The following is a 13,783-nucleotide window of genomic DNA, read 5'->3' as shown; positions in this document are numbered from 1 at the left end:
CAGCCCGCCCTCATCGAACAAGGCGGCCGATCACGGCGGAACCGCTGTTCGGACGGCTGAGGAGGAGCCGGTCGACCTCCCCGGGCTACGCGGCCTTGAGTGTGCCGCCGTCGATGACGTAGTCGACGCCGGTGATCCAGGACGCCTCGTCGGACACCAGGAAGGCCACCAGGTTGGCGATGTCCTCCGGCGTGCCGGTGCGGCCCAGCGGGATGCCGCCGATCATCCCGACCAGCGCCGCCCGGGCGTCGTCGAGACCGCCGCCGGTGCTCGCGGCGAGGTCGCCGAGCACCGCGTCCACCGCCGAGGTCTCGGTCATGCCGGGGGAGACCCGGTTGACCCGCACGCCCTTGGACGCCACCTCCTCGGCCAGCCCCTTGCTGTAGTTGGACAGCGCCGCCTTGGCGGCCGAGTAGTGCATCAGCGGGCCGACGGGGACGTGCGCCGCGGACGACGAGATGTGGACGATCACGCCCGAGCCCCGCTCGACCATCCCGGGCAGCAGCGCGCGGTCCAGCCGGACCGCGCCGAGCAGGTTCGTCTCCAGGATCTCCTGCCACGCCTTGTCGTCGATGTCGCGGTACCCGCCCGGCTTCGCCTGGCCGCCGCCCGCGTTGTCGATCAAGATGTCGACCCCGCCGAGCTGCTCGACCGCCTCGTCCGCCAACCGGGACGCCGAGTCCGGGTCGGCCACGTCCGCGGTGGTGAACAGCACGCCCGGCGGCAGCTCCGCGCCGCCCGCCGAACGGGCCGTGGTCAGCACGAGCGCCCCCTCGGCGGCCAGTTTGCGCACGATCCCAGCACCGATGCCCCGCGTGCCGCCGGTGACCACCGCACGCCGTCCCGCCAACCTGCCCGAGTTATTTACCATGAGGTACACAATTCGGGTTCTGTACCGATCGGTCAACAACCTGTGACCCCTCTCACCGGCGAGGATCGAGTACCGTACTGACAGGTCCAGAATCGAGGTGGCGGATCGATGGCCGGTGGACGTCCACGCGCGTTCGACGCCGACGAGGCGTTGGACCAGGCGCTCCGCGTGTTCTGGGAACGCGGCTACGAGGGCGCGGCCCTGTCCGACCTGACCGAGGCGATGGGCATCAACCGCCCCAGCCTGTACGCGGCCTTCGGCAACAAGGAGTCCCTGTTCCGCAAGGCGCTCGACCGCTACACCGAGCGGCAGGCCGTCCACGTGCGGGACGCGCTCGACCAGCCGACCGCCCGTGCCGCCGCCGAGCGCATGTTGTGCGGCGCCGCCGACGTGTCGACCCGGCCCGGCTGCCCGACCGGCTGCCTGAGCCTGCAGGGCGGCCTGGCCATGGGCGAGGACGCCGTGGCGACCCGTGAGCGGTTGGCCGACTGGCGTCGGACGGGTGAGGCCGGGCTGCGTGACCGCTTCGAGCGGGCCAAGGCCGAGGGCGACCTGCCCGCCCACGTGGACGCGGCGGACCTGGCCAAGTTCGTCGTGCTGGTCGCGCAGGGGATCTCGGTGCAGGCGGCGGACGGCGTGGACCGCGAGCAGCTGCACCGGATGGTCGACATCGCCCTGGCCGCCTGGCCGACCTGACTCTGCTCGAACCCGAAAACTGCTGGTCGAACTCCTCTGCGGGCCTGGCGCGACCCTTGTCGTACGGCGTACGGTACAATGTACGGCATGAGTGCTGTGCCGGGTAGTGGAGCGGGGTTCGTGCCGACCGACGAAGACGTGGCGAGCGTGCTCGCGTGGTTCGAGCAGTGGGACGCCCTGGCCGTGGCCAAGGACGTCGAGGCGATGGCCGACATGGCGCTGTTCCCGGTCAACGCGGTGACCGGCGGGTCGGCGCAGTCGTGGGACCGGGCGCGGTTCCTCACCGACATGAGGGCGGCCCTGGGCGACGGCGACGTGCGGATGGAGTCCGTCCGGACGCCGGTGTTCATCAGCGCCGACCTGGTGTTCGTGATCACCGACGCGACCATCACCGCCGATGACTTCTCGCAGGTGGTGAGGTACGGCGACCTGTTGGTGAAGACCGACGGCAAGTGGCTGTTCCAGACCATGGCCCAGGGCGGGTGGTAGCCGGGTGGTCCCTCCGCGCCGACTAACAATCAGTCTTGACTGTTTGTTAGTCGGCGCGGAACACTCGCTGCCATGGCCACCGACACCGGGCAGCGGGAGACGAGGCGCCAGGCCGACCGCAGCCGCGAGACCCGGCGCAAGCTCATGCAGGCCACGGTCGAGTGCCTGGTCGAGCGCGGCTGGGCGGGCACCACGACGACCGTGGTGGCCGAGCGCGCCGGCGTGTCCCGCGGCGCCCAGCTGCACCACTTCCGCACCCGCGGCGAGCTGGTCGCCGCCGCGGTCGAGCACTTGGGCGCGGAGAGCGTCCTCGACCTGAAGGCGCGTGCGCGGCAGGTCGACGAAAGCTCGCCAGAAGATCAGATCGCTGCCGTGGTCGAGCTGATCGCCGACTTCTACGCCAGCGACCTGTTCACCGCCGCCCTCGAGCTGTGGGTCGCCGCACGCACCGATCCCGACCTCAAGACCGTGGTGGTGCCGCTGGAGGTCCGCCTCGGCCGCGAGACGCACCGCCTCGCCGTCGAGCTGCTGGGCGCCGACGAGGCGAAGCCGGGCGTCCGCGAGACCGTGCAGCTCACCCTGGACCTGGTGCGCGGCCTCGCGCTGGCCAACCAGCTCACCGACGACCGCAAGCGACGGGGTCGGATCATCCGGCACTGGGCGCGGATGCTGGAGGACTCGCTGTGATCACCGGACTCCTGGACGACCTGCGCGCCGAGAGCCAGGTGCTGGACGACCTGGTCGCGCCGCTGCCCGACTGGGCCGTCCCGACGCCCGCCGAGGGCTGGACGATCGCCCACCAGATCAGCCACCTGCGCTGGACCGACCGCGTGGCCGCGCTCGCCGCCCGCGACCCCGACGCGTTCACCGCCGCGTTGACCCGGGCCACCGCGGACATGGTGGACGAGGGCGCGCGGGAGCCGATCAGCCTGGACGAGTGGCGGGCGGGCCGCGCCGAGCTGGCCGAGGCGCTCGCGGCGCTGCCGCCGGGCGTGAAGATGCCGTGGTTCGGGCCGCCGATGAGCGCGGCGTCCATGGCCACCGCCCGGCTGATGGAGACCTGGGCGCACGGCCAGGACGTGGCCGACGCGCTCGGCGTGACCCGCGAGCCGACTCACCGGCTCAAGCACGTCGCGCACATCGCCGTCCGCACGTTCGGCTGGTCGTTCCTGGTCAACGGGCTGCCCGTGCCGCAGGCGCCGGTCCGGGTCGAGCTGGTCGCGCCCGACGGCGAGGTGTGGTCGTGGGGCCCGGAGGACGCGGAGAACCGGATCACCGGTCCCGCCCTGGACTTCTGCCTGCTGGCCACCCAACGGCGACACCGCGACGACCTGGCCGTCACGGCGGTCGGCGAGGCCGCCCGCGCCTGGGTCCCGATCGCGCAGGCGTTCGCGGGTCCTCCCGGACCGGGCCGCGGTCGCCGGGAGCGGCCGTGATCCGCGTCGGCAACGCCTCCGGCTTCTACGGCGACCGGTTCTCCGCCGTCCGCGAGATGCTCACCGGCGGCGAGCTGGACGTGCTGACCGGTGACTACCTGGCCGAGCTGACCATGATCATCCTGGGCCGCGACCGGATGAAGGACGCCGCCCTCGGCTACGCCCGCACGTTCCTGCGCCAGCTGGAGCAGAACCTGGCCGACGCGCTGGCCCGCGGCGTCAAGATCGTCTCCAACGCGGGCGGGGTGAACCCGGAAGGGCTGGCCGAGGCGATCGACCGGCTCGGGCTCGGCGCGAAGGTCGCCTACGTGACCGGTGACGACGTGCGCGACCGGTTCCCGGAGTCGTTGACCGCCAACGCCTACCTGGGCGCGTGGGGCATCGCCGAGTGCTTGAGCGCCGGGGCGGACGTGGTGGTCACCGGCCGGGTCACCGACGCGTCGCTGGTCGTGGGGCCTGCCGCCGCGCACTTCGGCTGGGGCCGCGAGGACTTCGACGCGCTGGCGGGCGCGACGGTCGCCGGGCACGTGCTGGAGTGCGGCGCGCAGGCCACCGGCGGCAACTACTCGTTCTTCACGGCGATCGACGCGACCAGGCCCGGGTTCCCGATCGCGGAGATCGAGGCGGACGGCTCGTCGCTCATCACCAAGCACGACGGCACGGGCGGCGCGGTCACCGCGGACACCGTCACCGCCCAGCTGCTCTACGAGATCGGGCCGCCCGCCTACGTCGGACCGGACGTGGTCAGCCACTTCGACACGATCCGGCTCGACCCGCACGAGCGGGGTGTGCGGATCTCCGGGGTGAAGGGCTCCCCGCCGCCGGACACGCTCAAGGTCTGCCTCACCACGCTAGGCGGGTTCCGCAACTCGACCACGTTCGTCCTGACCGGGTTGGACGTCGAGGCGAAGGCGGACCTCGTGCGGCGGCAGGTGGAGGCGGCGATCGGGCCGGCGGAGCTGACCTGGACCTTGGCGCGCACCGATCACGTCGACGCGGACACCGAGGAGACGGCGAGCGCGCTGCTGCACGTGACCATCAAGACGGCGGATCCCCAGCGGGCCAAGGCGTTCGCGCGGGCGGGTGTCGAGCTGGCGCTGGCGTCGTACCCCGGCTTCTACGTCACGGCGCCACCCGGTGACGGCACGCCGTTCGGCGTCTACCGGGCCGCGTACGTGCCGCGTTCGTCGGTGCCGCACCGGGCCGTGCTGCCGGGTGGGAAGGTGGTCGAGGTATGAGCGCTTCCCCGAAGAAGGTGCCGCTGGGTGTGATCGCGGGTGCGCGCTCGGGCGACAAGGGCGGTGACGCGAACCTCGGCGTGTGGGTGCGGACGGACGCGCAGTACGAGTGGCTGCGGGCGGAGCTGACCGTCGAGCGGCTGAAGGAGCTGCTGCCGGAGGCGGGCGAGGTCGACCGGTACGAGCTGCCGAACCTGCGGGCGTTGAACTTCGTGCTGCACGGCCTGCTCGGCGAGGGCGTCGCGTCGTCCACCCGCTTCGACCCGCAGGCGAAGGCGCTGGGGGAGTGGCTGCGCTCCCGGCACGTCGAGATCCCGGAGGACTTGCGGTGACCGCCACGTCGGACCTGTTCGCCACGCCCGAGCGGCGCGACCTGCGCGCGGTGGTGCGGAAGTTCACCGAGCAGGAGGTCGTGCCGCACCTGCCGGACTGGGAGCGCGCCGGTGAGCTGCCCCGGTCGTTGCACCGCAGGGCGGCGGAGATCGGGTTGCTCGGGCTCGGGTTCCCGGAGGCGGTCGGCGGCGCGGGCGACCTGCTCGACACCGTCGTGGCCACCGAGGAGCTGATCCAGGCCGGTGGGTCGTCCGGGCTCGTCGCGGGGTTGCTCACGCACGGGATCGCGTTGCCGCACATCGTGGACTCGGGTGACGAGGGGCTGATCGACCGGTTCGTGCGGCCGACGTTGGCGGGTGAGCTGATCGGGTCGCTCGCCATCACCGAACCGGGTGGTGGTTCGGACGTGGCGGCGCTGCGCACCACGGCCCGTCGTGACGGTGACTCCTACGTGGTGAACGGGACGAAGACGTTCATCACGTCGGGTGACCGGGCGGATTTCGTGACGACGGCGGTGCGGACGGGTGGTCCCGGGCACCAGGGCGTGAGCCTGCTGGTGATCGAGAAGGGCACGCCCGGGTTCGCGGTGGACCGCCGGCTGGAGAAGATGGGCTGGCACTGCTCGGACACCGCCGAGCTGTCCTTCGTGGACGCACGGGTGCCGGCGGCGAACCTGGTCGGCGCCGAGAACGCCGGTTTCGCGCTGATCATGCGGCAGTTCCAGGTGGAGCGGATCTCCTTGGCCGTGCAGGCGTACGCGACGGCCCAGCGCTGCCTGGACCTGGCGTTGGCGCACACGCGCCGGCGCGAGACGTTCGGCAAGCCGCTCATCGCGCGCCAGGTGATCCGTCACCGGCTGGTGGAGATGGCGCAGCGCATCGACCTCGTGCGCACGTACACGCGCGAGGTCGCGGTGAAGGTGCTGGCCGGCGAGGAAGCCGTGGCGCAGGTGTGCTTCGCGAAGAACGCGGCCGTGGAGGCGTGCTCGTTCGTCGTGGACGCGGCGGTGCAGATGCACGGTGGCGCGGGTTATCTCCGCGTTATGGAGGTCGAGCGACACTACCGGGACGCGCGGATCCTCGGCATCGGGGGCGGTGCGACCGAGGTGATGGCGGAGCTGGCGGCACGACGATTGGGGTACACGGCATGACTGCGTTGCGCACGGCGGTGGACCGCCGGTCGGCGGGGTACGCCGAGAACCGGGAGGCGTTGCTGGCCCGGCTCGCCGAGCTGGAGGTCGAGCAGGCCAAGGCGCTCGCGGGCGGTGGGCCGAAGTACACCGAGCGGCACCACAAGCGCGGCAAGCTCCTGGCGCGGGAGCGGATCGAGCTGCTGGTCGACCGGGACAGCCCGTTCCTGGAGCTGTCGCCGCTGGCCGCGTGGGGCACCGACTACCCCGTGGGCGCGAGCGTGGTCACCGGGATCGGGGTGGTCGAGGGCGTCGAGTGCGTGATCGTGGCCAACGACCCGACCGTCCGGGGCGGTGCGAGCAACCCGTGGACGTTGCGCAAGACGTTCCGGGCCAACGACATCGCGGCGCAGAACCGGCTGCCGCTGATCGGGCTGGTCGAGTCCGGCGGCGCCGACCTGCCGAGCCAGAGCGAGATCTTCATCCCGGGCGGGCGGGCGTTCCGCGACCTGACCCGGCTGTCGGCGGCGGGCGTCCCGACGATCAGCACGGTGTTCGGCAACGCGACCGCCGGCGGGGCCTACGTGCCGGGCATGTCGGACCACGTGGTGATGATCAAGGAACGCTCGAAGGTGTTCCTCGGCGGGCCGCCGCTGGTGAAGATGGCCACCGGCGAGGAGTCCGACGACGAGTCGCTCGGCGGCGCGCGGATGCACGGCACGACGTCCGGGCTTGCCGATTTCGTGGCCGAGGACGAGGTGGACGCGCTGCGGCTCACCCGGCGCGTGGTGGCCCGGCTGAACTGGCGCAAGCTCGGTCCCGCGCCGCGGGCCGTCGAGCCGCCGCTGCACGACGAGGAGGACCTGCTCGGCCTGGTGCCGACGGACCTGCGCGTGCCGTTCGACCCGCGTGAGGTGATCGCCCGGATCGTGGACGGGTCGCGGTTCGACGAGTTCAAGCCCGACTACGGCGGCAGCCTCGTGACGGGGTGGGCCGACCTGCACGGGTACCCGATCGGGGTGCTGGCGAACGCGCGCGGCGTGCTGTTCAGCGAAGAGGCGCAGAAGGCCACGCAGTTCATCCAGCTGGCGAACGCGAGCGATACGCCGTTGCTGTTCCTGCAGAACACGACCGGGTACATGGTCGGCGCGCAGTACGAGCAGGGCGGGATCATCAAGCACGGCGCGATGATGATCAACGCCGTGTCGAACAGCCGCGTGCCCCACCTGACCGTGGTGATGGGCGCGTCGTACGGCGCCGGCAACTACGGCATGTGCGGCCGGGCGTACGACCCGAGGTTCCTGTTCACCTGGCCGAACGCCAAGTCGGCCGTGATGGGTCCGAAGCAGCTGGCCGGCGTGCTGTCGATCGTGGCCCGCCAGGCGGCCGCCGCGAAGGGCCAGGACTACGACGAGGAGCACGACGCGGCGATGCGCCGGATGGTGGAGGGGCAGATCGAGCAGCAGTCCGTGGCCGCCTTCCTGTCCGGCCGCCTCTACGACGACGGCGTGATCGACCCCCGCGACACCCGCACCGTGCTGGGCCTGTGCCTGTCGGCGATCCACAGCGGGCCGGTCAAGGGCGCGGACCGCTACGGCGTTTTCCGGATGTGAGGACACGATGATCCGCAAGCTGTTGATCGCCAACCGGGGCGAGATCGCGTGTCGGGTGATCCGCACCTGTCGCGAGGTCGGCGTGTCGCCGGTGGCCGTGTTCTCCGACCCCGACGCGGGTTCGCCGCACGTGCGCGAGGCCGACGCGGCGGTCCGGTTGCCCGGCGCCAGTCCCGCCGACACCTACCTGCGCGGCGACCTGGTGGTGGCCGCCGCCCTCGCCGCCGGCGCGGACGCGGTCCACCCCGGGTACGGGTTCCTGTCCGAGAACGCCTCCTTCGCGCGCGCCGTCCTCGCCGCCGGGCTGACGTGGGTCGGGCCGGACCCCGACGTCATCGACGCGATGGGGTCGAAGGTCGCGGCCAAGAAGAGGCTGGCGGCGGCGGGCGTCCCCGTGCTGCCGGAGCTGGACCCGGAGTCCGCCGGCGAGTTCCCCTTGCTGGTCAAGGCTTCCGCCGGCGGTGGCGGGCGGGGGATGCGGGTGGTGCGGTCCGCCGCCGAGCTGGCCGGGCAGGTGGCCGCGGCCCGCCGCGAGGCCGAGTCGGCGTTCGGCGACGGCACCGTGTTCTGCGAACCGCTGCTGGAGCACGCGCGGCACGTCGAGGTGCAGGTCCTCGCCGACGCGCACGGCACGGTGTGGGCGTTGGGTGAGCGGGAGTGCTCCATCCAGCGCCGCCACCAGAAGATCATCGAGGAGACGCCGAGCCCGGCCGTGACGCCGGAGGCCCGGGAGCGGCTGTTCGAGGCCGCCACCAAGGCCGCGGAGGCCATCGGGTACGTCGGCGCGGGCACGGTGGAGTTCCTGTTCACCGACGACGGCTCGTTCCACTTCCTGGAGGTCAACACCCGCCTGCAGGTGGAGCACCCCGTCACCGAGGAGGTGTTCGGCCTCGACCTCGTCGCCTGGCAGCTCGCCATCGCCGAGGGCGCCCGCCTGCCCGCCGAACCGCCCGCGCCGAACGGCCACGCCGTCGAAGCCCGCGTGTACGCCGAGGACCCCGCGCACGACTGGCGGCCCGCGAGCGGCACCCTGCACCGGTTCGCGGTGCCCGACGGCGTGCGCGTGGACAGCGGCGTGGAGGACGGCAGCGAGGTGGGCGTGCACTACGACCCCATGCTGGCCAAGGTGATCGCCTGGGCGCCGACCCGGCCCGCCGCGATCCGCAAGCTGGCCGCCGCCCTCGACCGGGCCGAGCTGCACGGCCTCGTCACCAACCGGGACCTGCTGGTCCGCACGCTGCGGCACCCGGCGTTCGGCGCGGGCGACACCCACACCGGCTTCCTGGACCAGCACGGCCTCACCACCCCCGAACCGGTCGACGTCCGGCCCGCCGCGCTGGCCGCCGCCCTCGCGCTCGCCGAACGCAGGCGTACCGGCGCCCTTCCGCTGGGCTGGCGCAACCTCGCGTCCCAACCGCAGCGGGCCGTGTTCGAGCACGGCGACGAGGCGGTCGAGGTCGACTACCGGCACACCCGCGCGGGCGTGGAGACGAGCCTGGACCTGACGGTCGTCGCGGCCGCGCCGGACGCGGTGACGCTGGAGCGCGACGGGGTGCGCACGACCTACCCGGTCGCCGTCTACGGGGACCGGGTCGAGGTCGGCCCGACGGGGTCGGGCGCGGTGTCGTTGAGGCTGCGGCCCCGGTTCCCCGAGCCGCGGGCCACCCTGGCCGAGGGTGCGACCGTCGCGCCGATGCCCGGCACGGTGGTGCGGGTCGCGGTCGAGCCGGGGCAGCGGGTCGAGGCGGGCGCGGAGCTGCTCGTGCTGGAAGCGATGAAGATGGAGCACCGCGTGCTCGCCACCACCGGCGGCGCGGTCGCGGAAGTGCTCGTGCGGGCGGGGCAGCAGGTCGACGCGGGCGACGTGCTCGCGGTGGTGGCCGACGAGCCGCGCCCCGAGTCGACCGGAGGGACGGGCGGGGCATGACGATCAACTTCACCGAGAGCGAGGAGCGGCAGGCGCTGCGCAGGGCCGTCGCCGACCTCGCCCGCAAGTACGGCCACGAGTACTTCACCGCCAAGGCGAAGGCCGGCGAGAAGACCGACGAGCTGTGGGCCGAGGCGGGCGCGCTGGGCTACCTCGGCGTGGCCGTGCCCGAGGAGTACGGCGGCGGTGGCGGCGGCATCGGCGACCTGGCCGCCGTGTGCGAGGAGCTGGCCAGAGCGGGCTGCCCGCTGCTGCTGACCGTCGTCTCGCCCGCCATCTGCGCCACGATCATCGCCCGCTTCGGCACCGCCGAGCAGAAGCGGAAGTGGCTGCCCGGGTTCGCCGACGGCACCACCAAGATGGCCTTCGCCATCACCGAGTCCGACGCGGGCTCCAACTCGCACAAGCTCGCCACCGCCGTCCACCGCGACGGCGACGAGTGGGTGCTCGCCGGCGGCAAGTCGTTCATCTCCGGCGTCGACGAGGTCGAGGCGGTGATGGTCGTCGCCCGGCACGTCGACGCCACCGGCCAGCGGCTGCTCCCCTCCTTGATGATCGTGCCGACGGACGCGCCCGGCTTCACCTACCAGCACATCCCGATGGAGGTGCAGTCGCCGGAGAAGCAGTTCACCTGCTTCTTCGACGACGTGCGCCTGCCGCTGGACGCGCTGGTCGGCTCCGAGGACGCGGGCTTGGCCCAGCTGTTCGCGGGGCTCAACCCGGAGCGGATCATGGCGGCGTCCTTCGCCACCGGCATGGCCCGCCGCGCACTCGACCAGGCGAGTGAGTACGCCCGCACCAGAACGGTCTGGGACACGCCGATCGGCGCGCACCAGGGCATCGCGCACCCGTTGGCGCAGTGCGCGATCCAGGTCGAGCTGGCGAGGCTGATGACCCAGAAGGCCGCGGCTCTCTACGACGCTGGGGAGGACCGGGCTGCTGGTGAGGCGGCCAACATGGCCAAGTACGCGGCGGGGGAGGCGGTGGCGGGGGCGGTGGACCAGGCCATCCAGGTCCACGGCGGCAACGGGCTGTCGGCCGAGTACGGACTCGGCGCCATGCTGGCCGCGTCCCGGTTGTCCCGCATCGCCCCGGTCAGCCGGGAGATGATCCTGAACTTCGTGGCGCAGCACACGCTGAGGTTGCCGCGCTCCTACTGAGTCAGGTCCAGTCCCAGCGCAAGCCGACGACGCCGGGCCCGAAGTCCAGCGCGACCGCGTACGCGTAGCCCCACGTGTCCACCGGGGTCTCGCGCACGTCGGTCGGTTCTCCACCGGTCAAACCGGTCGTGAATTGCTCGCACCGCGCGGGTCGGCACCGCGAGTCGTACCGGACCTCCAGGACGTACTCGCGAACGGGGTGGCGGAAGCGCCGCGAGTGGGTGTTGTCGAACGTGGGGTGGTGCGGCGCGACGTGGATCAGCTCGTACTCGACGGCCGTCCGCTCGCCCCGGCGCAGCGGGCGGTCGAGCAGCAGTTCCGCGACCATCAGACCGTTGCGCGGGTCGGCGGAAACCCGCCCCAGTCTGCACGAGCGCAGGGTGCCGATGACCGGCAGCGGGTCGCCGGGCAGCCGGGTGTCGTAGCCGAGCAGCACGCGGTCGACGCCCGAGCGCTCGGCCCGCAGCACCTGCCGCGACCGCACCCGGCGGGTGCTGCCGTCCATCGCGAGCTCCACCTGGTCGCGCAGGCTGAGCCGGGTGAGGTCCTGGTCGGTGCTGGTGTCGATGTCGGCCAGCAGTTCCGCGATGGTCGCGTAGTCGCTCTCGCCGACCCAGCCCTCCGGGCCGGACACGCGGGAACGGGGTCGGGCCTTGCCGCGTGGCCGCGGCGGTCCGAGCAGCGAGCTGAGCCCGCCCGCGCCGACGTCCAGGATCTCCTCCAGGTGGCTGACGGCGGTGAGCGAGTCCGGTCGTTCGGGCCGCCTGCGGCCGGACTGCCAGTAGCTCAGCGCGGCGATGCTGACCGCCACGCCTCGCGTCCGCAGCTTGTGCTGGATGCGTTCCAGGCTGAGCCCTTTGGCGCGGATCGCCGCACGCAATGCGTCCGCGAAGGGGTCGGCCCCCGCATCGATCCGTCGGGGATCGCGCGTCCGCGATTCCGGTCCGACGACTGGCGTAGGCATCTTCGCTCCGTTCTCCCAAGGACAAGGCGAGCGACGTTATCGTGCGAAATCGCCGGGGCGGTACAGCCGATCGGGTTTCCCGCCCTGAATTTGACCGAATCGGACCCGCAAATCCGGTCGGCTGTGGAATCCTTGAATTCTCATTAACAGCGTGGTGCGCCGGGGGTGTGAAGATCCCGGCTACCGCGATCGCCGCACCGCGCTCGGTCATTCGGTCCTGTCCCGGTACGCGCCCCGGCCCATGGCCTCGCGCACCTGGGGTGATGCACGGCACACTCCTCCCGGCGCGGGCTTCGACACCGGTCGCAATCCCCGGCGCCCGCGACCGTTCACGACCGAGGGCGGAACCCCTATGCCGAAGCTCACGTTGACCACCGGGGCAATACTCGGGTCACCGGTGTCGTCGCTGGTGGCGGACCCGGGGTCGGCCGGCGGGGGTGTCATCCGCCCGGTCCGCACCGCGGATCGCCGGTCCAACGGTTACATAGTCACCCCGGAGAACTTCTCCGTGTTGGCGTCGAACACGCCCACCTCTCGTTTCGATCGAGCCGTCGGCCGTATTTTCTCCACAGCGTTGAATCGCTTCTCAATCACGTTGTCCGGCGCGCCGCACGTGCATCTCCGCCGTAGTGCGGTTCCGGCCGGGTTGACATCGCGCCGACCTCCGTGGTGGTTCCCCGAACCGACTCCGGCACGGACACCCACCGCCCGCGCCGAGTTCGGCACACTGGCAGCCCCGCGCGTGATCCGCGCCGGGGACCCCCTTACCCCGCAGAGGAAAGCGCTATGCGAAAGCTCTTACCGGGCGTCGCCGTGGCCGCCTTGACCGTCACCCTGCTCGCCGCGCCCGCCCACGCCGAGGGCGCCGTCCTGCACGCCGGCTCGTCCACGGCGGTGCCCGGCAGCTACATCGTCAAGCTCAAGGACCTCGCCGCGGCCGACGCCGTGACGAGCCGGCTGGCCGGGCGGGTGACCCGCGAGTACCCCGCGTTCGGCGGCTTCGCCGCCTCGCTCACCCCGGCGCGGGCCCGCCGGCTCGCCGCCGACCCGGCGGTGGCGTACGTCGAGCAGGACCAGGTCGTGCGCGCGCACACCACCCAGACCAACGCGCCGTGGGGCCTGGACCGGATCGACCAGACCGCCCTGCCGCTGGACACGACCTACGGCTACACCTCCACCGGCGCGGGCGTCACCGCGTACGTGATCGACACCGGCATCCGGGTCACGCACGCGGAGTTCGGCGGCCGGGCCGCGCACGGCCACGACGTCGTGGACAACGACTCCGTCGCCCAGGACGACAACGGCCACGGCACGCACGTCGCGGGCGTCATCGCCGGCCGCACGTACGGCGCGGCCAAGGGCGCGCGGGTGGTGGGCGTGCGCGTGCTCAACGGCCAGGGCAGCGGCACGGTCGCCGGCGTCATCGCGGGCGTGGACTGGGTGCGGCTGAACGCGAGCCGCCCCGCCGTGGCGAACTTCAGCCTGGGCGGCGGCGCGTCCACCGCGCTCGACGACGCGGTGCGGCGGCTGATCGCCTCCGGCGTCACCGCGTCCGTCACCGCGGGCGGCAGCAACACCGGAGTCGGCTCCACCTCGCCCGCCAGGGTCGCCGAGGCGATCACGTCGGGCGCCCACACGCAGACCGACGCCAGGGCGCCGTTCTCCAACTACGGACCGGGCGTGGACCTGTACGCGGCCGGCGTCGGCATCACGTCGGCGTGGCACACCGGCGACACCGCCACCAACACGCTCAGCGGCACGTCGATGGCGACCGGGTTCGTCACCGGTGTCGCCGCCCGGTACCTCCAGGTCGACCCGGGCGCCCTCCCCGCCCTGGTGCAGACCGAGCTGACCCGCCCCGGGCCGGTGCCGTGGGGCGGCCGGCTCCTGCACTTCCCGCCCACGCGCTAGCAGCCCACCCTCCTCA

Annotated in this window: 11 protein-coding genes and 1 pseudogene; 10 read left to right on the top strand and 2 right to left on the bottom strand. The window is 72.6% G+C overall.

From position 1 onward, the window contains the following. Positions 1-85 precede the first annotated feature (85 nt). On the bottom strand, positions 86-871 hold the full coding sequence (locus AB0I91_RS00715) for an SDR family oxidoreductase (RefSeq protein ID WP_498772436.1): 786 nt from the start codon (positions 869-871) through the stop codon (positions 86-88). Positions 872-979: 108 nt separating this feature from the next. Between AB0I91_RS00715 and AB0I91_RS00710 the strand changes: the two genes are divergently transcribed. The 9 genes and pseudogenes from AB0I91_RS00710 to AB0I91_RS00670 all read left to right on the top strand — a co-directional run bounded on the left by AB0I91_RS00710 (position 980) and on the right by AB0I91_RS00670 (position 10,892). Then, positions 980-1,567: a TetR/AcrR family transcriptional regulator gene (locus AB0I91_RS00710; protein WP_498772438.1), complete on the top strand. Its 588-nt coding sequence runs from the start codon at positions 980-982 to the stop codon at positions 1,565-1,567. An 87-nt stretch (positions 1,568-1,654) separates the two neighbouring features. Then, positions 1,655-2,056 carry a nuclear transport factor 2 family protein gene (locus AB0I91_RS00705; RefSeq protein WP_499612774.1) on the top strand — a complete coding sequence of 134 codons (402 nt, stop codon included), beginning with the start codon at positions 1,655-1,657 and terminating at the stop codon, positions 2,054-2,056. A gap of 72 nt (positions 2,057-2,128) precedes the next feature. Next, positions 2,129-2,743, top strand: a complete 615-nt coding sequence (locus tag AB0I91_RS00700) for a TetR/AcrR family transcriptional regulator (RefSeq protein ID WP_498772442.1) — start codon at positions 2,129-2,131, stop codon at positions 2,741-2,743. Further along, complete coding sequence (locus tag AB0I91_RS00695) at positions 2,740-3,492, top strand: TIGR03084 family metal-binding protein (protein ID WP_499612772.1); 753 nt, start codon at positions 2,740-2,742, stop codon at positions 3,490-3,492. Before AB0I91_RS00700 ends, AB0I91_RS00695 begins: the two co-directional genes overlap by 4 nt. Positions 3,493-3,548: 56 nt before the next feature. Beyond that, positions 3,549-5,062 (top strand): annotated as a pseudogene (locus AB0I91_RS00690) (acyclic terpene utilization AtuA family protein). Further along, positions 5,059-6,213 carry an acyl-CoA dehydrogenase family protein gene (locus AB0I91_RS00685; RefSeq protein ID WP_499634461.1) on the top strand — a complete coding sequence of 385 codons (1,155 nt, stop codon included), beginning with the start codon at positions 5,059-5,061 and terminating at the stop codon, positions 6,211-6,213. The pseudogene AB0I91_RS00690 and the gene AB0I91_RS00685 overlap by 4 nt, the downstream one beginning before the upstream one ends. Further along, a complete protein-coding gene (locus AB0I91_RS00680) occupies positions 6,210-7,805 on the top strand; it encodes an acyl-CoA carboxylase subunit beta (RefSeq protein WP_499612770.1) in 1,596 nt (531 codons plus the stop codon). The genes AB0I91_RS00685 and AB0I91_RS00680 overlap by 4 nt, the downstream gene beginning before the upstream one ends. A 7-nt stretch (positions 7,806-7,812) precedes the next feature. Then, entirely contained in the window at positions 7,813-9,732 is a 1,920-nt protein-coding gene (locus AB0I91_RS00675) for an acetyl/propionyl/methylcrotonyl-CoA carboxylase subunit alpha (RefSeq protein ID WP_499634460.1), read from the top strand. Positions 9,733-9,734: 2 nt separating this feature from the next. Beyond that, positions 9,735-10,892 (top strand): acyl-CoA dehydrogenase family protein, encoded by a 1,158-nt coding sequence (locus tag AB0I91_RS00670; RefSeq protein WP_499612850.1) that lies wholly within the window; start codon positions 9,735-9,737, stop codon positions 10,890-10,892. A gap of 1 nt (position 10,893) precedes the next feature. On the opposite strand, the gene AB0I91_RS00665 is transcribed toward AB0I91_RS00670, so the two are convergent. Further along, entirely contained in the window at positions 10,894-11,703 is an 810-nt protein-coding gene (locus tag AB0I91_RS00665; protein ID WP_498772452.1) for a hypothetical protein, read from the bottom strand. 939 nt (positions 11,704-12,642) lie between these two features. Between AB0I91_RS00665 and AB0I91_RS00660 the strand changes: the two genes are divergently transcribed. After that, entirely contained in the window at positions 12,643-13,767 is a 1,125-nt protein-coding gene (locus tag AB0I91_RS00660) for a S8 family peptidase (protein ID WP_499634458.1), read from the top strand. Positions 13,768-13,783: the final 16 nt, after the last annotated feature.

Origin of the sequence: Actinosynnema sp. NPDC049800, from assembly GCF_040656635.1 — a bacterium.
GTDB lineage: Bacteria > Actinomycetota > Actinomycetes > Mycobacteriales > Pseudonocardiaceae > Actinosynnema.
The sequence above is the reverse complement of the archived record's forward strand: the minus strand, read 5'-3'. Positions and strand labels throughout refer to the sequence as shown.